This window comes from Limimaricola cinnabarinus LL-001, from assembly GCF_000466965.1.
Lineage (GTDB): Bacteria > Pseudomonadota > Alphaproteobacteria > Rhodobacterales > Rhodobacteraceae > Limimaricola > Limimaricola cinnabarinus.
Genome location: NZ_BATB01000029.1, coordinates 21,424 through 43,887, shown reverse-complemented (window position 1 = coordinate 43,887; position 22,464 = coordinate 21,424). Strand labels below are relative to the sequence as shown.

15 protein-coding genes and 3 pseudogenes are annotated in these 22,464 nt (G+C 67.1%); 10 read left to right on the top strand and 8 right to left on the bottom strand.

Features of this window, described 5'->3' with window-relative positions; genetic code table 11:
• From MBELCI_RS10950 to MBELCI_RS10915, 8 genes and pseudogenes are all read left to right on the top strand, one after another.
• The coding region (locus MBELCI_RS10950) for a hydantoinase B/oxoprolinase family protein (RefSeq protein ID WP_045320030.1) at positions 1–3,318 on the top strand (3,318 nt) is incomplete at its 5' end.
• A gap of 191 nt (positions 3,319–3,509) precedes the next feature.
• On the top strand, positions 3,510–4,214 hold the full coding sequence (locus MBELCI_RS10945; protein ID WP_235047618.1) for a paraquat-inducible protein A: 705 nt from the start codon (positions 3,510–3,512) through the stop codon (positions 4,212–4,214).
• A pseudogene (locus MBELCI_RS10940) lies at positions 4,171–4,823 on the top strand (paraquat-inducible protein A). The gene MBELCI_RS10945 and the pseudogene MBELCI_RS10940 overlap by 44 nt, the downstream one beginning before the upstream one ends.
• Entirely contained in the window at positions 4,820–6,898 is a 2,079-nt protein-coding gene (locus MBELCI_RS10935) for a PqiB family protein (RefSeq protein ID WP_021694264.1), read from the top strand. The pseudogene MBELCI_RS10940 and the gene MBELCI_RS10935 overlap by 4 nt, the downstream one beginning before the upstream one ends.
• Positions 6,895–7,824, top strand: a complete 930-nt coding sequence (locus MBELCI_RS20745; protein WP_021694263.1) for an MlaD/PqiB family protein — start codon at positions 6,895–6,897, stop codon at positions 7,822–7,824. Before MBELCI_RS10935 ends, MBELCI_RS20745 begins: the two co-directional genes overlap by 4 nt.
• Positions 7,825–7,827: 3 nt before the next feature.
• Positions 7,828–8,394 (top strand): PqiC family protein, encoded by a 567-nt coding sequence (locus MBELCI_RS10925; RefSeq protein WP_021694262.1) that lies wholly within the window; start codon positions 7,828–7,830, stop codon positions 8,392–8,394.
• 82 nt (positions 8,395–8,476) lie between these two features.
• Positions 8,477–8,689, top strand: a complete 213-nt coding sequence (locus MBELCI_RS10920) for a hypothetical protein (protein ID WP_021694261.1) — start codon at positions 8,477–8,479, stop codon at positions 8,687–8,689.
• 92 nt (positions 8,690–8,781) lie between these two features.
• Entirely contained in the window at positions 8,782–9,741 is a 960-nt protein-coding gene (locus tag MBELCI_RS10915) for a magnesium transporter CorA family protein (RefSeq protein WP_021694260.1), read from the top strand.
• A gap of 40 nt (positions 9,742–9,781) precedes the next feature.
• Here the strand turns inward: MBELCI_RS10915 and MBELCI_RS10910 are convergent, their stop codons facing one another.
• The 8 genes and pseudogenes from MBELCI_RS10910 to MBELCI_RS10875 all read right to left on the bottom strand — a co-directional run bounded on the left by MBELCI_RS10910 (position 9,782) and on the right by MBELCI_RS10875 (position 20,154).
• A complete protein-coding gene (locus MBELCI_RS10910; RefSeq protein ID WP_021694259.1) occupies positions 9,782–11,413 on the bottom strand; it encodes an alpha-D-glucose phosphate-specific phosphoglucomutase in 1,632 nt (543 codons plus the stop codon).
• A gap of 4 nt (positions 11,414–11,417) precedes the next feature.
• Positions 11,418–13,528 (bottom strand): annotated as a pseudogene (gene glgX, locus MBELCI_RS10905) (glycogen debranching protein GlgX).
• Positions 13,525–14,962: pseudogene (glgA, locus tag MBELCI_RS10900) on the bottom strand (glycogen synthase GlgA). The pseudogenes glgX and glgA overlap by 4 nt, the downstream one beginning before the upstream one ends.
• On the bottom strand, positions 14,962–16,224 hold the full coding sequence (glgC, locus tag MBELCI_RS10895) for a glucose-1-phosphate adenylyltransferase (RefSeq protein WP_081698555.1): 1,263 nt from the start codon (positions 16,222–16,224) through the stop codon (positions 14,962–14,964). The pseudogene glgA and the gene glgC overlap by 1 nt, the downstream one beginning before the upstream one ends.
• Positions 16,225–16,420: 196 nt before the next feature.
• Complete coding sequence (locus tag MBELCI_RS10890) at positions 16,421–17,098, bottom strand: nucleoside/nucleotide kinase family protein (protein ID WP_045320026.1); 678 nt, start codon at positions 17,096–17,098, stop codon at positions 16,421–16,423.
• Between the two features lie 26 nt (positions 17,099–17,124).
• Positions 17,125–17,919 (bottom strand): ATP-binding cassette domain-containing protein, encoded by a 795-nt coding sequence (locus tag MBELCI_RS10885; RefSeq protein WP_021694252.1) that lies wholly within the window; start codon positions 17,917–17,919, stop codon positions 17,125–17,127.
• Positions 17,916–18,983 carry an ABC transporter permease gene (locus MBELCI_RS10880; protein ID WP_021694251.1) on the bottom strand — a complete coding sequence of 356 codons (1,068 nt, stop codon included), beginning with the start codon at positions 18,981–18,983 and terminating at the stop codon, positions 17,916–17,918. Before MBELCI_RS10880 ends, MBELCI_RS10885 begins: the two co-directional genes overlap by 4 nt.
• A 145-nt stretch (positions 18,984–19,128) precedes the next feature.
• Positions 19,129–20,154 (bottom strand): sugar ABC transporter substrate-binding protein, encoded by a 1,026-nt coding sequence (locus tag MBELCI_RS10875; protein ID WP_021694250.1) that lies wholly within the window; start codon positions 20,152–20,154, stop codon positions 19,129–19,131.
• Positions 20,155–20,300: 146 nt separating this feature from the next.
• Between MBELCI_RS10875 and MBELCI_RS10870 the strand changes: the two genes are divergently transcribed.
• On the top strand, positions 20,301–21,500 hold the full coding sequence (locus MBELCI_RS10870) for an ROK family transcriptional regulator (protein ID WP_021694249.1): 1,200 nt from the start codon (positions 20,301–20,303) through the stop codon (positions 21,498–21,500).
• A gap of 180 nt (positions 21,501–21,680) precedes the next feature.
• The gene (gene otsB, locus MBELCI_RS10865; RefSeq protein ID WP_021694248.1) at positions 21,681–22,463 is read left to right on the top strand and encodes a trehalose-phosphatase; all 783 of its coding nucleotides are present in this window, start codon (positions 21,681–21,683) and stop codon (positions 22,461–22,463) included.
• Position 22,464: the final 1 nt, after the last annotated feature.

Genomic DNA, 22,464 nt, shown 5'->3' with positions numbered 1-22,464 from the left:
GAGTTGCTCAGGGCGAACTATCAAGGTCGTCCCGACATATTTGCCAAGGAAATCGTGCTGCCCGAGCAGCTCTACGACAGCGTCATCGAGGTCGAGGAGCGTGTGCGCGCCGACGGTACGGTCGAGACGCCGCTCGACGCGGCGACGCTGCGCCCGGCGCTTGACCGGCTTCTGGCGGAGGGCATCGACGCCGTGGCGATCGTCCTGATGCATGCTTGGAACGCGCCCGCGCATGAGGCGGCACTGGCCGGGATGGTGCGCGGCATGGGCTTCGGGCAGGTCTCGGTCAGCCACGAGGTCTCGCCGCTTCTCAAGCTGGTCGGACGCGGCGACACCACGGTGGTCGACGCCTATCTCTCGCCGATCCTGCGCCGCTACGTGGCACGGGTCTCGGATGCGCTGGGGGCCACGCCGCCGGGCAAGCCGGGTCCGACGCTGCAATTCATGATGTCTTCGGGCGGCATGACTGCGGCTAAGGCGTTTCAGGGCAAGGACGCGGTCCTGTCGGGCCCGGCGGGCGGCGTCGTCGGCATGGTCGAGACGGCACGCGCGGCGGGCTGGGAGAAGGTGATCGGCTTCGACATGGGCGGTACCTCGACGGATGTCGCGCATTGCGCGGGTGCGTTCGAGCGGGCCTTCGACACCGAGGTGGCGGGCGTGCGCATCCGCGCGCCGATGATGCGCATCCACACGGTGGCGGCAGGTGGCGGCTCGGTGCTGCACGCCGATGCGAACCGGTTCCGCGTCGGGCCCGACAGCGCCGGGGCCGATCCGGGGCCGCTATGCTACCGGCGCGGCGGGCCGCTCACCGTGACAGATGCCAACGTCATGCTGGGCAAGCTCGACCCCGATCTTTTCCCGGCGATCTTCGGCCCCGGTCAGAATCAGCCGCTCGACCGCGATGGCGTGCGCATGGCCTTCGAGGTGATCGCGAAGGACCGAAGCGCGGAGGAGGCGGCCGAGGGCTTCGTACGCATCGCGGTCGAGAACATGGCGAACGCGATCAAGAAGATCTCCGTTCAGCGCGGCCATGACGTGACGCGCTACCTGCTCAACTCCTTTGGTGGCGCGGGCGGGCAGCATGCCTGCCTCGTGGCCAATGCGCTGGGCATGGAGGCGGTGCTGGTGCATCCGCTCTCGGGGCTGCTTTCGGCTTACGGCATCGGCCTCGCCACGGTTTCGGCCAGCCGCCAGCAGGGGCTGGTGAAACTGCTGGAGGAGGACACGCGCGACGCTTTCGACGGGCTGATCGCGGAGCTTTCGGCGCAGGTGCGCGCCGATCTGGCCGGGCAGGGCGTGTCGGGCGAGAGCTACGCCACCCGGCTGCATTTGCGCTACACCGGTACGGACACTGCGCTTCAGGTCGATTACGCGGATGACATGGCGGCGGCGCGCACAAGGTTCGAAGCGGCGCACAAGGCGCAGTTCGGGTTTCTGAGCCCCGAGCGCGAACTGGTGATCGAGGCGGTCGAGGTCGAGGGGACCGAGCCCGCGCATGCCGCAGCCAAGTCCGCAGCCCATGTGCTGGAGCGAGGCCGGGCGAAGGCGGACGAGACGACGCGCTTCTTTTCGGGAGGCGCGTGGCATGAGGCCACGGTACACCGCCGCGCCGATATGGCGCCCGGCCATGAAATGCGCGGGCCTGCTCTCATCATCGAGCCGAACCAGACCATCGTGGTCGAGCCGGGCTGGACGGCTGCGCTCACCGGACGGGACGACATCCTGCTCACCCGCCACGAGGCCGCGCCGCGACAGATCGCGGCGGGCACGAAGGCCGATCCGATCCTGCTTGAGGTGTTCAACAACCTCTTCATGAACATCGCCGAACAGATGGGCGTGGCGCTACAGAACACGGCCCAGTCGGTCAACATCAAGGAGCGGCTCGATTTTTCCTGCGCCGTGTTCGACCGCGACGGCGCGCTCGTCGCCAACGCGCCGCACATGCCGGTGCATCTGGGGAGCATGGATCGGTCGGTCGAGGCGATCATTCGCCAGAATCCGTTGATCCGCCCCGGCGACGTCTTCGCGCTCAATGCGCCCTATAATGGCGGCACGCATCTACCCGACATCACCGTCGTCTCGCCTGTGTTCGACGAGGCGGGCCGTGAAATCCTGTTCTGGAGCGCGAGCCGGGGCCACCATGCCGATGTCGGCGGCACCGCGCCGGGGTCGATGACGCCTCTGGCGACGAATGTGGACGAAGAAGGCGTGCTGATCGACAACTTCCACCTTGTGGATCGCGGCAACTTTCGTGAGGCGGCGCTGCGCGATCTGCTGACCGATCATGAGTGGCCCTGCCGCAACCCAGACCAGAACATTGCCGACCTCAAGGCGCAGGTCGCGGCCAACGCCCGTGGCGCGGCCGAGCTGCGGCGGATGGTCGATGAGTTCGGCCTCGACGTGGTGCGCGCCTATATGGGACACGTTCAGGACAACGCCGCCGAGGAGGTAGCCCGCCTCATCGGGCGGCTGTCGGATTGTGCCTGCGATTACGCGACCGACACCGGGCAGGTGATCCGGGTGCGAATTACCGTGAACCGTGAGGCCCGGCGCGCCAAGGTCGATTTCACCGGCACCTCGGAGGCGCGCGACAACAACTTCAATGCGCCCGAGCCGGTGGCCCGTGCCGCCGTGCTCTATGTGTTTCGCGTGATGTGCGAGCAACCGATCCCGATGAATGCGGGCTGTCTGCGGCCCATCGATATCGTGATTCCCGAAGGCTCCATGTTACGTCCCGCCTGGCCGCGCGCCGTGGTGGCGGGCAATGTCGAGACCTCGCAGCATGTCACCAACGCGCTGTTTCAGGCGCTGGGCGCGCTCGCCAACGCCCAAGGGACCATGAACAACCTCACCTTCGGCAACGACGCTTATCAATATTATGAGACGATCTGTTCGGGCAGCCCGGCGGGCAAGATGAACGACGGGCGCGGCTTCGCCGGGACCTCGGGCGTACACACCCACATGACCAATTCGCGGCTGACCGACCCCGAAGTGCTGGAGACGCGGTTCCCGGTCTTGTTGGAAAGTTTCGCCTTGCGCCCCGGCTCGGGCGGCGACGGTGCGTGGCCCGGGGGCGATGGCACACGGCGGACGCTGCGCTTTCTCGAGGACATGGACCTGTCGATCCTTTCCTCGCACCGGCACCGCCCGCCTGAAGGACTCGATGGCGGTGGCGCGGGCGAGGTGGGGCGCACGGAAGTGCGGCGGCGCGACGGCACGGTCGAGACGCTTGCGGCCTGCGCGCAGACATGGCTCGCGGCGGGAGAGGCGGTGACGGTGGTGACGCCGACGCCGGGCGGGGTCGGGCCAAAGGATTAAGCGTGAGCATCGCGGCCTCGCTCGGAGTAAGCTGAAACGTGGAAGGCCCGCCATGGCCGCGAGACAGGGGGTGTTCCCGCTGGTCACCTCGTCATGGCCGGTGGCGTCACGGTCCCGTGTGCGCCGGCCCCGTGGCCTTTCCCCTTGCACGGCACTATCATTCGCCCCGAGTGATCTGACGGGCGGACCCCATGCACAGCACAGACATCGCCCGCGCCGATCCGGCGCAACTCATCGCCTGCCCGCAATGTGATGCGATCTACCGCGCGCGGATGCCCCGTCACGGCGAACGCGCCGTCTGCGCGCGCTGTCACACCGTGCTGATCGCGCCGCGCAAGAGCGCGGGCATGATCATCATTATGCTCTCGGCTGCCTCGCTGATCCTCGTGCTCGGGGCGGTCTGGTTTCCGTTCCTCAAGATCAGCCGGCAGGGCTTCGTCAACGAGGCGACGTTGCTCGACGCGGCGCTGAGCTTCACCGGTGGGCCGCTGCTGCTTCTGTCGCTGGCGGTGACGGCGCTGATCGTGCTGGTGCCGCTGGCGCGCGCCATCCTCACCATCTACGTGCTCGGGCCATTGGTGTTCGACCGGCCCGCGCCGCCGGGCGCGCTGCGGCTCTTCGCTCTGGCCGAGGCGCTGCGCCCGTGGTCGATGGCCGAGATTTTCGCGCTGGGCTGCGCCGTGGCGCTGGTCAAGGTGGCCGACCTCGCGCATCTGAGCTTCGGCCCCGCCTTCTGGATGTTCGCCGCTCTGGTCTTTCTCACCGTGATCCACGACCGCTGGATGTGTCGCTGGTCGGTCTGGGAGGCGCTGGAGCATGGCTATGGCGCGCGCGCACCAAAGGGGCGGCGGCATGAGCGGCACCGTCACCGACACGCCCGCAATCACTGCGCGTGAGGCCAGGCTCGTCGCCTGCACCCGCTGCACCCGCGTCTGGCCCGCCGAGACGGCGCGCTGCGGGCGTTGCGGCAAAGCATTGGTGTCACGCGATGGCCACAGCCTCAGCCGGGTCTGGGCGTGGTGGGTGGCGGGGGTGCTGTGCTACATTCCGGCCAATCTCTATCCGATGCTGCGCACGCAGGTGCTGTTCACCGTTTCCGAGGACACCATCGTCGAGGGCGCGATCGAGCTTGCGACACATGGAGCGCCGGTGGTGGCGCTGATCATCCTCATCGCCTCGGTCGCCATTCCGATGGGGAAGTTCGCGGCCATCGCCTGGCTCGCGATTTCGGTGAGCGCGGTAGCCGCGCCACGCCGCATGCGCGCCACAGGCTCTACGAAATCGTCGAGTACATCGGGCGCTGGTCGATGATCGACGTCTTCGTGGTTGCGATCCTGACGGCGCTGGTGCAGTTGAATCTTGCCGCCTCGATCAAGCCGGGCCCGGCGGCGCTCGCCTTCGCACTCTCGGTGATCTTCACGATGCTCTCCGCCCAAGCCTTCGACCCGCGCCTGATCTGGGATCGCGCGGATGATGATCGTCACGACCGGGCCGCACGCGCGTGAGCGAGGACCTGCCCGAAGTGCCGCTCGACGGCCCGCGCCGTTCGCTCGCCAGCCGCGTTTCCGTGGTCTGGCTGGTTCCCATCGGCGCGCTCGCCGTGGCGCTGGGCATCGGCTGGAAGCAATGGTCGGATCAGGGCCCCCTGATCGACGTGATCTTTGACGACGCGGGCGGCGTGCTCGCTGGCGAGACCGAACTGCGGTTCCGCGACGTGGCGGTGGGTCTGGTCGAAGAGGTGGGCTTCACCGAGGGCCTCGACCGGGTGCGGATCTCGATCCGCGTCGCAAAGGACATCGCACCCTTCATCGATGAGGATGCCGAGTTCTGGGTGGTGCGCCCCGAGGTGACGACCGAAGGCGTGTCGGGGCTCGATACGGTGCTGTCCGGCGTCTATCTGCGCGGCCAGTGGGACGGGCGCAAGGGCGAGGCGCTGACGAATTTCGATGGCCTCGACCATGCGCCGCTTCTCGGCCCCGATCAGCAGGGCATCGAGATCACGCTCCGCGCCACCGAGGGCGTGCTCTCGGGCAATAGCCCGATCCTTTACAAGGGGGTCGAGGCGGGTCGGATCGGCGCGGCGGGCGTGTCGACCGACGGTTTCTATGTCGAGGCACCGGGGGTGATCTACGCGCCCTATGACAACCTCGTCACCGAGACCACGCGGTTCTGGGACACCTCGGGCTTCTCGGTCAAGATCGGTACCGGCGGCGCGGAGATCGACTTCGACAGCGTCGCGGCGCTGCTCGCGGGCGGTCTGGCTTTCGACACCTTCGTATCGGGCGCGACGCTGGCCGAGGACGGGCAGATCTTCGAGGTCTACGACGCCGAGGAAACGGCGCGGAACTCTGTCTTCAACACCCCCGACGGCCCTTCACTCAATCTCGTGGCGGTTTTCGACGGCAACGTGTCGGGCCTTGCCGTGGGGGCCGCGGTCGAACTTGACGGCGTGCGCGTGGGCTCGGTCACCGGGCTCAACGGTCTCGTCGATGCGGAACGGTTCGGCGATCGCGGCGTGCGGCTTCAGACCGTGCTCAACATCCTGCCCTCGCGGCTCGGCATGGCCGATGACGGCGGCGTGGAGCAGGCGTTGCAATATTTTACCGAAGAGGTCGCCGACGGGCTGCGTGCGCGGCTCGTCACCGGCTCGATCCTCACCGGGGGTCTCAAGGTGCAGCTTATCGACGTGCCCGGCGTGGAGCAGGCGGAACTCGACCTCGACGCGCTGCCCTATCCGTCGGTGCCGGTGACCGGCAGCGAAATTTCGGATGTGCAGGCGACGGCGCAGGGCACGCTGGACCGGATCAACAACCTGCCGATCGAGGAACTCCTCGCCTCGGCCACCAGCTTTCTGGAGAACTCGGCCCGGCTGATTGGCTCGGAGGATCTGCAGCAGACGCCGGGCGACGTGCGCGCGCTTCTGGGCGACATCCGCGGGTTCGTCGGATCGGAAGAGGTGCAGGCGGTCCCCGGTCAGATCGGCGTCGTGATGAGCGAGATCGAGCTTGCCGTGTCCGATGTCCGCCAGATCCTCGACGAGGTGCGCGAGGCCGAGGCCGTGCGCCGCGTCCTCGATGCGGTGGATGGCGCGACCGCCGTGACCGCCGATCTCGACACCGCTCTCGACGGGGTGCCCGAGCTCATCGGCAACCTCAACCGGGTCGCCGAAACCGCCGCCGAACTGCCGCTTGACCGGCTCCTGACCGAGGTGTCGGGGCTCGCCGAAGAGGCGCGTGCCATCGTGGGCGCGGAGGAGACGCAGGCGCTGCCGGGCCGCGTGAGCGCCCTGCTGACCGAGCTGGAGGGCGGCACCGCCGAAGCCCGCAGTCTGATCGCCGGACTGAACGAGCAGCAGGCGGTGACCCGTCTGCTCGACACGGTGGACGCCGCAGGCGCGGCCGTGCGGACGCTCGACGCCTCTCTGGCGGGCGTTCCGCAGCTGGTGAACCGGATCGACGCGTTGGCCGCCACTGCCAATGAATTGCCGCTCGAGAGCCTCCTGTCCGAGGTCACCGGCCTTGCCGGGGCGGCGCGTGGCCTGATCGACACCGACGACGCGCGCGCCTGCCGGGCCGCGTGAACGCACTTCTGGCCGAGCTGGAAACCGGCACCGCCGAGGCGCGCACGCTCATCGCCAGCCTGAACGAGGAGCAGGGCGTGGCGCGGCTGCTCGATACGGTCGACGCGGCGGGGGCCGCGGCGGCGTCGCTCGATGCTTCTCTGGAGGGCGTGCCGCAGCTCGTCGAGCGGATCGACGCCGTAGCGGCGATGGCGCAGGAGCTGCCCGTGGACGCGCTGCTCGACCGCGTTTCGGGTCTGGCGCAGGACGCCCGCGCCCTGATCGGCACCGAGGCCGCGCGCGCGCTGCCCGGCCAGATCGGCACGCTTGCGGGCGAGCTGGAACTGGGCGTGGCCGAGGCGCGTACGCTTCTGGCCGAGGTCAATGCGGGCGGTGGCGGCGAAAGCCTCGTGGCGGCACTGGAAAGCGCCGCCAGTGCGGCGGATTCGCTCGACCGTTCGCTCGCCGGCGCGCCGCAGCTCATCGACAGCCTCAACGCCGTGGCGGGCAAGGCCGCCGATCTGCCGCTCGAGGTGCTCGTCGCCGAGGCGAGCAGCTTCGTCAACAGCGCCGATCGCATCCTCAAGCAGGACACGGCGCGAGCGCTGCCGGGCGAGCTTAATAGTGCTTTGGCGCAGCTGCGCGTGATCCTTGCCCAAGTGAGCGAGGGCGGCGTGGTCGAAAATGCCAACGCCACCTTCGCCTCCGCCGCCAACGCGGCCGACCGCCTCGCCGAGGCCGCGCGCACGCTGCCCTCCTTGGTCAGCCGCGCCGAGGCGCTGTTGGTGACCTCGAACGGCACCGTTGCCACGATCGGTGACGGCACCGAGCCCGCGCTGCGAGACCTGCGCTCGGCGCTGCGCGACGTTTCCAAGGCCGCCGAGGCGGTGGGCTCGCTGGCCCGCGCGATCGAACGCCGCCCCAATTCGCTTCTGACAGGACGCTAGGCCATGATGAAACGCCCCATTCTCGCCATGGGCCTGCTGGCCGGGATCGCCGCCTGCGGCGGCCCCGAGCTGCGCTACGCGGTGCCGAAGATCGCCCCGGCGGAGAAGGTGTCCATCGCCTTCGCCTCGGTCGAGCTACGCGAGATCACCTTGCCGACCTATGCGGCGCTCGAGGAGATCTATGTCGAGACGCCCGAGGGGGTGATCACCCCCGCCGAGGACCTGCTCTGGGCCGACGACCCGGTGCGCGCCGCGACGCTGGAGCTGTCGCGTGCGCTCAGGCTCTCGACCGGGGCTCGCGTGGCCTCCGAGCCGTGGCCCTTCGACGATTTCGCCGAGGCCCGTGTCGAGGTCCGCGTCGAGGAGTTCCTCGCCGACGCGCAGGGCCGTTTCAAAGTGGCCGGGCAGTACTTCGTGGCGACCCGCGACGCGCTGGGCCGCGACCGGGCCGAGACCTTCGAGATTGCCGTGCCGATCCCGCAGGCCGAAGGCGCCAGCGGTGTCGCCGCTGCCCGGGCCATGGCGATGACGCAGCTTGCGCAGATCATCGCAAAGACCGGGCTTCGCTAAGGAAAACCAGGCCGGGCGAAAGAGAACGACCAATTGTTTCGGTCGTATTCGCGCCCTGTGGCATACAAGGCGGAGGTCTCGCATGGGCAAGCTGTTCGACGTTCAAAGCCCGTTCTTCATTCCCCTGTGGCGGCGGGTGCTCGTGGTCGCGGTGACGCTGTTCTGGGCCTTGGTCGAACTGTCGCGCGGCTCGCTCGGCTGGGCGGCGCTCTTCGCCGCCGCCGGGCTCTGGTGCGCCTACCAGTTCTTCGTGGTCTTCGACCCGCCGCGCGACGGGACGGACGATGAGAACTGAGGCCTCGCGCAATCCTCCTGCCGCTCTGGACGCGGGCGCGGGCGCGCTAGCTCCCTCTCTCGATGACCCCACCCCGGATTAGGAGACTGCCGATGATCGCCGCCTATCAGCCTGACGGGGCAGGACTTGCTCCCTTGCCCGAGGGACATGGCCCGGAAGCGGCGCTCTGGATCGACCTTCTGTCGCCCGATGCGCAGGAGACCGCATTGGTCGAGGCCTTGGGCATCGACGTGCCCACGCTCGAAGACATGGAAGAGATCGAGATTTCCAACCGGCTGCACCGCGAAGGCGATTGTCAGGTGATGACGGTAATGCTGCCGGGCCGCGACGACGAAGGACGGCAGTTCTCGGCCCCCGTGACCTTTCTTCTGACGCCCGAGCGGCTGGTGACGGTGCGCCATCACAGCCCGCGCCCCTTCGAGACCTTCGCCACCCGCGCCGAAAGGTCGAGCGCGGGCTCGGGCACGCCGGTGCGCATCTTCCTCGGGCTGGTCGAGGAGATCATCGCGCGGCAGGCCGACCTGCTGGAGGCGACGGGCCGCGTCCTCGACCGCGTAGCGAGCGAGGTTTACGGCGAGGAGGCCAACGACGTCGAAGGGCTGCGGCTGGCGCTGCGCGACATCGGCCAGCAGGGCGAGTTGACCGCCAAGGTGCGTTTGGCACTGTTCACGATGGAGCGGATGCTGTCGACCTTCATCGTCTGGAACGGCACGATGAAGCACCGCGATCCGCAGATCGGCACGCTCGCCAAGGCGCAGATGCGCGACATCAACGCGCTGGAGGTTCATCTGGATTTTCTCAACAGCCGCGTGGCGCTGGCCACCGACGCGACGCTGGGCATGATCAATCTCGACGAGAACGCCGTGGTGCGGACCCTGTCGGTCGTGGCAGCGCTGTTCCTGCCGCCGACGCTGATCGCGTCGATCTACGGGATGAACTTCGCCAACATGCCCGAGCTGAACGAGCCTTACGCCTATTACATCGCGCTCGGCGCGATGGTGGCCTCGGCGGTCGGCACATGGGTCTGGTTCAAGGCCAAGGGCTGGCTCTGAGGGGACCCTGCCGCCCGGGCGGCGGGGTCGGTGACATCAATCAGGTGATGACGTTGGGCGCGTCGCGGCCGGTATGGGCCTTGATGCCCGCGATCTCGTCGGCGGCGGCGATGATCGGGGCCAACGCCTCCTGCGGGTCGCGATCGGTCTTCGAGGCATCCGTTTCCAGCGATTCGAGATAGACGCGCAGCGTCGCCCCCACCGTGCCGGTGCCCGACAGGCGGAACACGACGCGGCCGCCATCCTCGAAGCCCACGCGCAGCCCCTGGGCGGTGGCGCGCGACCCGTCGACCGGATCATCATAGGAGAACTCGTCGGCGGTCTTCACCGTCTGTCCGGCAAAGCTCTGGCCCGGAAGGCTGCCCAGCTTGCCGCGCAACTCGTCCATTAGCGCGTTGGCGCGGTCGGCCTCCACGTCCTCGTAATCGTGACGCGAGTAGTAGTTGCGCCCGTATTCCGCGTAGTGATCGGAGAGCAGCTGCTTCACGCTCTTCTTCGTCTCGGCAAGGATGTTGAGCCACAAAAGCACCGCCCAGAGACCGTCCTTCTCGCGCACGTGGTCAGAGCCGGTGCCGGCGCTCTCCTCGCCGCAGAGCGTCGCCTTCCCGGCGTCGAGCAGGTTGCCGAAGAACTTCCAGCCGGTGGGCGTCTCGAAGCAGGTAATGCCCTTTTTCTCGGCCACGCGGTCGACGGCCGCCGAGGTCGGCATGGAGCGCGCGACGCCCTTGAGCCCGCCCTTGTAGGCGGGGGCGAGATGCGCATGGGCCGCGAGCAGCGCGAGGCTGTCGGACGGGGTGACATAGACGCCGCGCCCCATGATCATGTTGCGGTCACCGTCACCATCCGAGGCCGCACCGAAATCGGGCGCGTCATCGGCCATCATCGCCTCAACCAGATCCTTGGCCCAGATCGGGTTCGGATCAGGATGGCCGCCGCCGAAATCCGGCGAGGGGGTGGCGTTGACCACCGAACCCGACGCCGCGCCGAGGCGGTTTTCGAGGATCTCGACCGCATAGGGGCCGGTGACCGCATGCATCGCGTCGAAGCGCAGATGGAACCCGCCTGCGAGTAGTGCGCGGATCGCGTCGAAGTCGAACAGATCCTCCATCAGCATCGCGTAATCGGCGACAGGGTCGATGACCTCGATCAGCATCTGGCCGAGCGTCGAGGTTCCGGGACTGGAGAGGTCGATGTCCTGCGCCTCGACGATGCGGTAGCGGGTGAGGCCTTGGGTCGCGGCATAGATCTTGTCGGTGATGCCTTCGGGCGCGGGTCCGCCATTGGCGGCGTTGTACTTGAGACCGAAATCCTCGTCGGGGCCGCCGGGGTTGTGGCTGGCCGAGAGGATCAGCCCGCCATCGGTGCCGCGCTTGCGGATGAGATGCGAGGCGGCCGGCGTCGACAGAATCGCGTTCTGGCCGACGATCACCTTGGCCGCGCCGTTGGCGGCGGCCATGCGCAGGATCACCTGGCTCGCACGGTCGTTGAAATAGCGCCCGTCGCCGCCCAGAACGAGCGTCTTGCCTTCGATCCCGCCGATGCCGTCGAAGATCGACTGCACATAGTTTTCGAGAAAATGCGGCTTCTTGAAGACCTTGGTCTTCTTGCGCAATCCGCTGGTGCCGGGCTTCTGGTCCTGAATGGGCTTGGTGTTCACCGTGATCTGCTGCACTGGTTCATTCTCCTCGGCTTGCGGGTTCGGATGGGGGCTCGGCGGGCTCCAGCACCATGGCGACGACGGAGCGTCCCCGGATGCGGGTGCGGCCCATATGCGGTCTGGGGGGCGCACCGGGCCGGGCGCTGTCGATATGGCGCACCCAGACATGGCCCTCCGGCGGGGCGGGCAGGGAGACGAAGCGCGGCCCCCCGTTGTTGATGACGACGAAGAGGGCGTATTCGAGCGCCGCGTAATCGGGCGTGCCCGACGCGGTGCGCATCTCGAAGGCCAGCAGGCGGCGCTCGGGGTCTTCCCAATCGGCCTCGGTCATCGGGCGGCCGTCGGCACGGCGCCAGAACAGGTCGGTGCGGTTGTCGATCTTGCGGCTGCGCGCGTGAAGGAAACGCTTTTGCCGCAGAATCGGATGCGCGTGACGAAACGCCACGAGATTGCGGACGAAGCCGAGGAATTCGGGGTCGGTGGCGTCCCAGTTCACCCAGCCCAGCGCGTTGTTCTGGCAATAGGCGTTGTTGTTGCCCATCTGGCTGTTGCCCAGCTCGTCCCCGGCGAGGATCATCGGCGTGCCTTGGGAGATCATCAGCGTCGCCAGCATGTTGCGCCGCCTGCGCGCGCGGGCGGCCGAGAGCTTGGGATCGTCGCTCGACCCTTCCACGCCCATGTTGTCGCTGTGGTTGGCCGAGTGGCCGTCGCGGTTGTCCTCGCCGTTGGCCTGATTGTGCTTCTCGTTGTAGGAGACCACGTCCATCAGCGTGAAGCCGTCATGCGCGGTGAGAAAGTTCACCGATGAGGTCGCGGGGCGGTTGTCGTGGTCGAACTGCTGCGCCGAGCCCGAGATGCGGGCAGCCATCTTGCCGATCATGCCGGGCGTGCCGCGCCAGAAGTCGCGCACCTCGTCGCGGAACTTGTCGTTCCACTCCGAGAACGGCGCGGGATAGCGCCGAGCTGATAGCCGCCCGGCCCGATGTCCCAAGGCTCTGCGATGAGCTTGACCCGCCCCAGCACGGGGTCCTGCCGCAGCGCTTGAAAGAAGGGGGCGTTGCGGTCGAACCCCTCGGCGCGGCGGCCCAGCGCGGTGCACAGGTCGAAGCGGAAGCCGTCCACCCCCATCACCTCGACCCAGTAGCGCAAGCTGTCCATCACCATCCGCAGCACCATCGGGTGCTCGATGTTGAGGGTGTTGCCGGTGCCGGTGTCGTCGATGTGGTAGCGCCGGTTCTCGGCCAGCCGGTAGTAGCTGGCGTTGTCGAGGCCCCGGAACGACAGGGTCGGCCCCATCTGGTTGCCTTCGCCGGTGTGGTTGTAGACCACGTCGAGGATCACCTCGATTCCGGCCGAATGGAACCGGTCCACCATGGCGCGAAACTCGGCGATGTCGTGGCTGGCGAGATAGCGCGGCTCTGGCGCGAAGAAACCGATCGACTGGTAGCCCCAGTAGTTCGAAAGCCCCTTCTCCACGAGAAACCGGTCGTTGACGAAGGCGTGGACGGGCAGAAGCTCGATCGCGGTGACGCCGAGCCGTCCCAGATGATCGATGATCTTGTCGGAGGCGAGGCCCTGAAACCGACCGCGGCTCGCGATGTCGGGCCGGTCGGCAGTGAGCCCGGCGACATGCGCTTCGTAGATCACCGTATCGGCCATGGGGCGGTCAGGAGGCCGCGCGGGCAAGAGCTTCGAGGTGTCACAGACCACCGCGCGCGGCATGTAGGGCGCGCTGTCGCGGGTGTCATAGCTCAGGTCATGGAGCCGCGAGCGCGTGTCGTATCCATGCAGCGCGTCGTGCCAGATCGCGTGACCGCTGATCTGGCGGGCATAAGGGTCGAGGAGCAGCTTGTTGGGATTGAAGCGGTGCCCTTCGTCAGGGCGGTACGGCCCATGCGCGCGAAAGCCGTAATGCTGTCCCGGCTTCAGTCCGGCGACGTAGCAGTGCCAGACATGCCCCTCGCGCTCGGGCATGTCGATCCGCGCCGTCTCGCGGCCGAACCGCTCGAACAGACACAGCTGCATGCGCGTCGCGTTCTGGCTGAAGACGGCGAAATTGACGCCGCCCGCATCGGGCGTGGCGCCGAGCGGGTGCGGCCGGCCAGCGCTGATCCGTGTTCTGGTGCTCATGCCGTGGCGATAGCATCCCGGTAGAGCGCCGCATAGGCCCTCGCCGAGCTGGACCATCCCACGGGCTGGCGCATCGCGTTGGCCTGCATCTGCGCCCATATGTCCGGTTCGGCATGAAGATCGCACAGCCGCCCCAATGCCACAGCCAGCGGGTCGGCCGATACCGGGTGGAACTGCAGCCCCGTGGCGACGCCCCGGTCGAGTGCCGCGGGCGAGGCGTTGATTACCGTATCGGCAAGCCCGCCGGTGAGCGCCACGAGAGGGATCGTGCCATAGCGCAGCCCGTAGAGCTGCGTCAGGCCGCAAGGCTCGAATCGTGATGGCACGAGGATCGCGTCCGCCCCGGCGATAAGCCGATGCGACAGCGCCTCGTCATAGCCGATGCGCACCGCCACCCCGTCTTCGCGCGCGGCATCACGAAAGGCGTTCTCCAAGGCCCGGTCGCCCGAGCCGAGAAGCGCAAGTTGACCGCCGCGCTCCAGCAGAGCGGGCAGGGCGTCGAGCAGCAGGTCGAGGCCCTTCTGTTCGGTGAGCCGCGAGACGACGCAGCACAGCGGACCGGCAGCCTCGGGCAGGCCCATCTCGGCGCGCAGCGCGGCGCGGTTCGCCTGTTTGCCCGCCGGGTGACGGTAGCCTTCGACGATATGCGGGTCCGAGGCGGGGTTCCACGCGGCCTCGTCGATGCCGTTGAGGATGCCCGACAGGTCGCGGCGACGCGCCCGCATCACCCCGTCGAGGCCCATGCCGAATTCAGGCCGCATCAATTCGGCCGCATAGGTGGGCGATACGGTGGTGAGCCGGTCGCGCGCATGAGCCCGGCCTTCAGGGCCGAAAGCTTGCCGTAATATTCGAAGCCTTCCGCGTGGAACCGTGACCGTGGCAGGCGTAGCGTCTCGATCATGTGGTGGCCGGTCAGGCCTTGGAAGGCGATGTTGTGAATCGTCAGAATCGTGGCGCAGCGCCCGCCCATCTGCGCGAGATAATCGGGCACGAAGCCCGCCTGCCAATCGTGGCAATGCAATAGTTCTGGACGCCATTCATGGGCGTCCAGCGTCACCCCTTCGGTGCCGATCCGCGCGGCGAGGTAGCTCAGCGCCGCGAAACGCTGCGGGTTGTCGGGCCAGTCGTGACCATCCGGCCCGAGATAGATCGAGCCTGCGCGCCCATAGAGGTGCGGCGCGTCGATCACGAAGAGATCGAGCCCGGCGGCCCGGCCCGCGATCACACGCACCGGGCCGCCGAAGAGCGCGCTCTCCGTCATTACCTGAACCGCGCCGGGATCGAGCGCGGCCATCACCGCCGGGTAGCCCGGCAGGAGGGGGCGCATCTCGATGCCTTCGGCGCGCAGGGCGGCGGGCAGGCGCCCGCCACGTCCGCGAGCCCGCCGGTCTTGACCAGTGGCGCGCATTCGGAGGCGACGGAAAGAACCCGCATCACAGGGACGCGGCCCGCTTGTCGAGCATCGCCTGCGTGATCAGCGTCACGCCGCCCTCCGAGACGCGAAAGAACTTCGCGTCCTCCTCGGGGTCCTCGCCCACCACCAGCCCCTCGGGGATCGTCACGCCCGCGTCGATCACCGCGTTCTTGAGCCGCGCGTGGCGGGCGACATTGACGTAAGGCAGCACCACGGTGTGATCGAGCACCGAGTAGGAGTTGGTGTGCACTTGGGTAAACAGGAGCGAGTTGCGCACCTCGGTCCCCGAGATGATGCAGCCGCCCGACACCATCGAGGACACGGCCGAGCCGCGACGGTCCTTCTCGTCATGAATGAACTTCGCAGGCGGCGCGCTTTCGGAGTAGGTCCAGATCGGCCAGTCGCGGTCCCACAAATTCAACTCGGGGTCGAAATTGGTGAGGTCGATATTAGCCTGCCAGAAAGCATCGACCGTGCCGACGTCGCGCCAATAGGCCTCGCGGCCCTCGGCCCGCACGCAGGAATCGTCGAAGCGATGCGCCATCGCCTTGCCGTTCTTGACGATGTCGGGGATCAGGTCGGTGCCGAAGTCATGGCTCGAATTCTCGTCCTCGGCGTCGCGCGTCAGTAGGTCGCGCAGGAAGGGCCACGAAAAGACGTAGATACCCATCGAGGCCAAGGCCTTGTCGGGCTGGCCGGGGATCGATGGCGGGTTCTCGGGTTTTTCCAGGAACGAGGTGATGCGGCTGTTCTCGTCGACATGCATCACGCCGAAGGCGACCGCCTCCATGCGTGGCACGGTGAGACAGCCGACGGTCACGTCGGCCCCCGAATCCACATGCTGCTGCAGCATGAGTTCGTAATCCATCTTGTAGATGTGGTCGCCCGCGAGGATCACCACGTAATCGACGTCGTAGCCGTCGACGATGTCGATGTTCTGGGTCACGGCATCGGCGGTGCCACGGTACCACATGCTTTCGGATACCCGCTGGGAGGCGGGCAGGATGTCGAGGAACTCGTTGCGCTCGGCGCGAAAGAAGGTCCAGCCGCGCTGGCAATGACGGATCAGGCTGTGCGCCTTGTACTGCGTCGCCACCGCCATCTTGCGGATGCCAGAATTCATGGCGTTGGAGAGCGCGAAGTCGATAATCCGCGCCTTGCCGCCGAAATAGACGGCCGGCTTGACCCTGCGGTCCGTGAGTTCGCGCAGTCGGGAGCCGCGCCCGCCGGCCAGCACGAAGGCCATGGAGCGCTGGGATAGTCTGCGATGTGTATGTTGCATGATGACGGGCCTCCCTGTCCCGTGTCCTCGTTAACCGACCCGGTGCGCCATTCCCGAGGGGACGGCTCACTCTCTTGTGAGCATAGGGCAGAATCGATGTCCCGCAATGTTCAAAGCAACATTGGAAGCTACGAGATTCACTTGTCTTTTCGGCGGAATGTCCGATCGATTGCGCGGCTGAGGATGTTCGGTGACCTCAATCGGGACGGCGCTGCTGTACCGGCTGCGGCGGTCGGCTGTCGTAGGAGGGGCGCAGAAGGAGATCGGCGGGCAAAAGACGTTCGATCACGCGCTGGGCATTGGGCACGTCGTTGTGCATCGCACGCTGTGTCGCGGCGGTACGGCTCAGGCCGTGGCCGAGCCAGCGCGCAATCAGGCGCGCGCGCAGTTCGGGAAGCGGCACGTCGAGAAAGGCCGAGACGTCCCACAGCCGCGCCAGCTCGGACCACGGCGCTTCGTCGAACAGCAGGTAGTTGCCCTCGACGATCACCACCTGAGCGTCGGCCTCGATGAGCTGCGCGCCAGCGATGGCGATGTCGCGCGCGCGGTCGAACACCGGGGCCACCACCTCCTCGCCCCGCACGAGGCGCTTGATCAGGAGCAGGAAACCACGCGCGTCGAAGGTTTCGGGCGCGCCCTTGCGGGTGCGAAGCCCCCACAGGTCGAGCACGCCATTGTCGAGGTGAAACCCGTCCATCGGCACGATGCGCGTGACCAGCTTCTGACGTTCCAGCCGACGGGCCAGCTCGGTTGCCAGCGTCGACTTGCCGCTTCCGGGGGCGCCGGCGATGCCGACGATCACACGGGGCTTGCGGCCGGCCAGGTCATGGACCCGGTCGGCCACGGCATTGATGTGCGAAGTCACGTCGAGCAATCGCGCCTCATCTGTGTTGTCGGCCGTCACGCGGTCTCGAACTCGGTCTCGGGGACCTTCGCTCCCGTCATATAGGCAACCGCGTCGGACATCGAATGATTCTTGGGGTCGATAACACACAGGCGCTTGCCCAGACGGTGCACATGCACCCTGTCGGCCAGCTCGAACACATGAGGCATGTTGTGGCTGATCAGGATGATCGGGATGCCGCGCGACCGCACGTCGAGGATCAGCTCGAGCACGCGGCGGCTCTCCTTGACGCCCAGTGCCGCCGTCGGCTCGTCGAGGATGATCACCCGCGAGCCGAAGGCCGCCGCGCGCGCCACCGCGACGCCCTGCCTCTGGCCGCCCGAAAGCGTCTCGACCGCTTGGTTGATGTTCTGGATCGTCATCAACCCGAGGTCGTTGAGCTTGTCGCGGGCGAACTTTTCCATCGCGGGCCGGTCAAGCTGGCGCAACCATTTGCCCCGGAACCCCGGTTTGCGCATCTCGCGCCCCATGAACATGTTGTCGGTGATCGACAGGGCGGGCGACATCGCCAGCGTCTGGTACACCGTCTCGATGCCCGCATGGCGCGCGTCGTTGGGCGAGGTGAAGTGCACCGGTTTGCCCTCGAGCCTCACTTCGCCCGCATCGGGGATCACGGCGCCCGAGAGCGCCTTGATCAGCGTCGACTTGCCCGCGCCATTATCGCCGATGACGGCGAGGATCTCGCCCGGGTAGAGGTCGAAGTCGCAGTGATCGAGAGCGACGACCTTGCCGTAGCGCTTCACGAGGTTGCGGCCCGTGAGGATGGGCTCTCGCTTTTGTCCGATGCTCATGCCGACACCTTCCTGATCCACTGGTCCACGGCCACGGCGGCGATGATCAGCACGCCGATGAAGAAATAGGTCCATTGCGCATCCGCACCCAGAAGGCGCAGGCCGAGCGAGAACACGCCCACGATCAGCGCGCCGAACAGCGACCCCATGATCGAGCCGCGCCCGCCGAAGAGCGAGATGCCCCCGATCACCACGGCGGTGATGCTCTCGATGTTGGCGTCGTAGCCCGAGGTCGGCGAGACCGAGCCAATGCGGCCGATCAGGGCCCAGCCCGCAAAGGCGCAGATCAGCCCCGACAGCATGTAGACCGAAATGAGCGTGCGCTTGACGTCGACGCCTGACAGCTGCGCGGCCTCGGCGTCGTCGCCCAGCGCATAGACGTGCCGGCCCCACGCGGTGTGGCGCAGCACCCAGCCCAGCCCGAGGATCAGCGTGATCATGAACACCACGCCCACGGTGAACACCGCGCCGCCGATCGAGAACTTGGCCCCGAAGAATTGCAGGATCGGCGCCGTGGCCTCGATGTCCTGCGCGCGGATCGTCTCGTTCGCGGAGTAGAGGTAGTTCGTTGCGAGGAAGATCTGCCACGTGCCTAGCGTCACGATGAAGGGCGGCAGTTTCATGCGCGCCACCAGCCAGCCGTTGAGAAAGCCGCAGGCGGTGCCGACGGCGAGGCCGCAGGCCACCGCGACCGGACCCGGGATGCCATAGCGGAAGGTGAATTGGCCCATCACCACCGAACTCAGCACCATGATCGCGCCGACGCTGAGGTCGATGCCGGCGGTCAGGATCACGAGGCTCTGGGCGGCGGCGACGATGCCGACGATCTGCACCTGCTGCAGGATCAGCGTCAGCGCGAAGGGCGAGAAGAAGCGCGAGCCCAAGAGCGCGCCAAAGACCACGATCGAGGCCAGAAGCACGATCAACGGCACCAGCGCCGGTGTCACGTGAAGTGCGTGCTGGACCCGTTGCAGCGGACTCGGCTTGTGATCGGCGAATTCGGCCACCGCTTCGGCGCGTCTCTCTCGCACCGATGTTTCATAATGATCTGTATCTGTCGGCATGTCGCGCCCCTCCCGTGGCGAACGTCAAGGGCCGGGCCCTGCGAATGGCACGGCTCTCGTGAGCGGGGCGGGCGCTCGGGCCCGCCCCCTCAGGGTCATCCTGCGCCCCGAAGCGGACGCAGGCCAAATGTTTTGTGACGCCGGGTCAGCCCCAGCAGAGCTCCTGGCCTTCCTCAACCGAGATCGAGTCGACCCCGTCGACCGGCTCGTCGGTGACGAGCTTCACGCCGGTATCATAGAAATCCTTGCCTTCGGTGTTCTCGGGCAGGGTGCCGTCCTCGGCGTATTGTGCGATCGCCTCGACGCCGAGCTTGGCCATCTCCAGCGGATATTGCTGCGAGGTGGCGCCGATGATCCCGTCGGCGACATTGGCCACGCCGGGGCAGCCGCCATCGACCGAGACGATCAACACGTCGTTCTCGCGGCCGAAGGATTTCAGCGCCTCGTAGGCCCCCGCGGCGGCAGGCTCGTTGATGGTGTAGACGACGTTGATCTCGGGATCCTTGGCGAGAAGGTTCTCCATCGCCGTGCGGCCACCTTCCTCGTTGCCCGCCGTCACGTCGTTGCCGACGATGCGCGGGTCGTCCTCGTCACCCCATTTGTTGGGGTCCTTGGTGTCGATGCCGAAGCCGGTCAGGAAGCCCTGATCGCGCAGTACGTCGACCGAAGGCTGGCTGACGCCGAGATCGAGCATCGCGATCTTGGCGTTGGCAGCCTCCTCGCCGAGCTTGGCCGCGGCCCATTGGCCGATCAACTCACCAGCGAGAAAATTGTCGGTGGCGAAGGTGGCGTCGGCAGCGTCGATCGGGTTGAGCGGTGTGTCGAGCGCGATGACCAGAAGACCCGCATCGCGCGCCTGCGTCACGGCCGAAACGATGGCCGAGGTGTCGGAGGCGGTGATCAGGATGCCCGAGGCGCCGTTGGCGATGCAGGTCTCGATCGCATCGACCTGCGTTTCATGGTCGCCGTCGACGTTGCCCGCATAGGCATTGAGCGTGATGCCCATCTCTTCGGCGGCCTGCTGGGCGCCTTCGCGCATCTTCACGAAGAAGGGGTTGGTGTCGGTCTTGGTGATCAGGCAGGCGGAGACATCCGCCATGTGGCTCTCGGCCTGAGCCGCTCCGGCGGCGGTGATCAGGGCAAGCGCCGTACCCGTGAAAAGGTGTTTCATCGTCTAAATCCTCCCAGATGTTCCCCGTGGCTCCTCAACCGCCGGGAATGCCCAACGGTAACGACGTTTTCGAAGACCCGTCAATAAATAAATCATATTGATTTATTAATAAGGGGAGCGCCATTATGGAGTAGGGAGGACGGAGGATGGAGAACTCCGAAGTGCGCAGCCTCGCAGGCGGTGCGAACCAGCGCGGCCTGCGCGATCACAACGGACGGCTGCTGCTGTCGTTGATGCAGCGGCACGGTCCGATGCCCGGCAGCGAACTGGCACGGCTCTCGGGTCTGTCGCCGCAGACAGTCTCCGTGATCCTGCGACATCTCGATGAGGATGGCATGATTTCGCGCGGTGCGCCACAGCGAGGTCGCGTCGGAAAGCCGCGCGTGCCTGTCGGGCTCAATCCGGACGGGGCGTTCTCGATCGGGCTCAAGATCGGTCGGCGCAGCGCCGATCTGCTGATCATGGATCTGCACGGACAGGTGCGCGGACAGATTCAGGACACCTATGCCTACCCCGACATCCGGCAGGTCATGGGGTTTCTCGAACGCGGTATCGGGGAGTTGACCGCCGTCTTGCCCACGCGGTTGCGGGGGCGCATCGCGGGGATAGGTGTCGCGCGCCCGCACGAGCTCTGGATCTGGCCGGAGACCATCGGGGCGCCGCCCGCGGCGCTCGACGGCTGGCGCGACATCGATTTCACGCAGGAGGTCGCGCGGTTCTCCCCGCTTCCGGTCTTCGTGGAGAACGACACCACCGCCGCCTGCCGCGCCGAGCAGGTCTATGGGCGCGGTCGCGAGTTTCGGGACTACGCCTATTTTTTCATCGGCTCCTTCATCGGCGGTGGCATCGTTCTCAACCACTCCGTGTTCGACGGGGCGCGCGGCAACGCGGGCGCGATGGGCTCCCTGCCGACCCGCGATGCCGGGGGCCGTCCCGCGCAGCTCATCGACACCGCGTCCCTGCATTTGCTGGAACGTCGGCTGGTCGCGGCGGGGCACGATCCAGCGCGGCTCTGGACGCTGCCGCAGGACTGGACCGGCATGGACGAGGTGCTGGAGCCATGGCTCGACGGGGCAGGGGCCGAACTGGCCCGTGCCGCGGCCACCGTCTGCGCCGTGATCGATTTCGAGGCGGTGCTGATCGATGGGGGCTTTCCGGCAGAGGTGCGCGAGGCGCTGGTGACGCGGGTTCGCGCGGCGCTGCGGGACGTCGATTTGCGCGGGCTGGTTCCCGCCCGGATCGAGGCCGCCGCTGTGGGGGGCAACGCGCGCGGTCTCGGCGCGGCCTGCGGTCCGGTCTTCGCACAGTTCCTGCTCAATACGCATGCAGGCTTCGCCGCCGGCTGACACGCTTGTCAACGGCATCCCCATGCCCGACAACTAAGTGGCAAGCTGCCGCGGCGGCAGGCGCGGAACCCGTACCGAACGGGAACCCGCACCTCCGCCCGTGGGTTGTGCTCTGCAGCCCCCGGCTTCTTCGGATCCGGGTCGCGGCGGGCCGGATGGCCTCGGTATTGGAGACAGGGAATGTACTACGAGATGATCGGATTTCACGGAGAGCACCAGAGCGAGCACACTGTCGACGGGGTGCCCGAGCCAAAGCTCGATCGCTCGACCCTGTTCCTCGACTTTGACGGCACGTTGGTGGAACTGGCCGATCGCCCAGATGCGATCGACGTGGACCCCGGTCTCGACGATCTTTTACGCGCGCTCTCGAAAAAGACCCAAGGCCGCGTCGTGATCATCACCGGCCGTGCGATCGAGGATGTGACGCAGTATCTCAAGGGGTTCGACGGGCCGATCATCGGGGGCCACGGCGCGCAGGAGCGCCTGTCAGGGGAGATCCGCAACCATGAGTTGGCCAATCCCGAAGTGGTTGGACATCTGGGCGAGATGACGCAGGCCTTCGCTGCGACCCATCCCGGTCTGGTCTGCGAGCGCAAGCCCACGGGCGTGGTGCTGCATTTCCGACAGAATGAGGATCTGGCCGCGCAGGCTTATGCCTTCCTGCGGGCCTTGTCGGAGACCCATGACGGTTTCGATCTGCATCACTCCAAGATGGCCTACGAGTTGCGCCCCACCGGAATCGGCAAGGACGTGTCGATGCGCCGGATGATGAAAGGCGATGGCTTCAGCGGCACCATGCCGATCTTCTTCGGTGATGATGTCACTGATGAACCGGCGTTGCATTGGGTGGCCGAGCAGGGAGGGCTGGCCGTGAAGGTGGGCGAAGGAGAGACCGCGGCGGGTTGCAGGCTGGGCGATCCCGAAGCCGCCCGGAGGACGCTGCGACGCTGGGCCGAGGCGTGAC

Excerpts from the sequence above, each read along its gene's own strand:
- MBELCI_RS10945 (WP_235047618.1), top strand. The coding sequence starts at position 3,510 with ATGCACAGCACAGACATCGCCCGCGCCGATCCGGCGCAACTCATCGCC.
- MBELCI_RS10920 (WP_021694261.1), top strand. The coding sequence starts at position 8,477 with ATGGGCAAGCTGTTCGACGTTCAAAGCCCGTTCTTCATTCCCCTGTGG.
- MBELCI_RS10875 (WP_021694250.1), bottom strand. The coding sequence starts at position 20,154 with ATGAAACACCTTTTCACGGGTACGGCGCTTGCCCTGATCACCGCCGCC.
- MBELCI_RS10870 (WP_021694249.1), top strand. The coding sequence starts at position 20,301 with ATGGAGAACTCCGAAGTGCGCAGCCTCGCAGGCGGTGCGAACCAGCGC.
- otsB (WP_021694248.1), top strand. The coding sequence starts at position 21,681 with ATGTACTACGAGATGATCGGATTTCACGGAGAGCACCAGAGCGAGCAC.
- MBELCI_RS10915 (WP_021694260.1), top strand. The coding sequence starts at position 8,782 with ATGATCGCCGCCTATCAGCCTGACGGGGCAGGACTTGCTCCCTTGCCC.
- MBELCI_RS10880 (WP_021694251.1), bottom strand. The coding sequence starts at position 18,983 with ATGCCGACAGATACAGATCATTATGAAACATCGGTGCGAGAGAGACGC.
- glgC (WP_081698555.1), bottom strand. The coding sequence starts at position 16,224 with ATGCAACATACACATCGCAGACTATCCCAGCGCTCCATGGCCTTCGTG.
- MBELCI_RS10885 (WP_021694252.1), bottom strand. The coding sequence starts at position 17,919 with ATGAGCATCGGACAAAAGCGAGAGCCCATCCTCACGGGCCGCAACCTC.
- MBELCI_RS10925 (WP_021694262.1), top strand. The coding sequence starts at position 7,828 with ATGATGAAACGCCCCATTCTCGCCATGGGCCTGCTGGCCGGGATCGCC.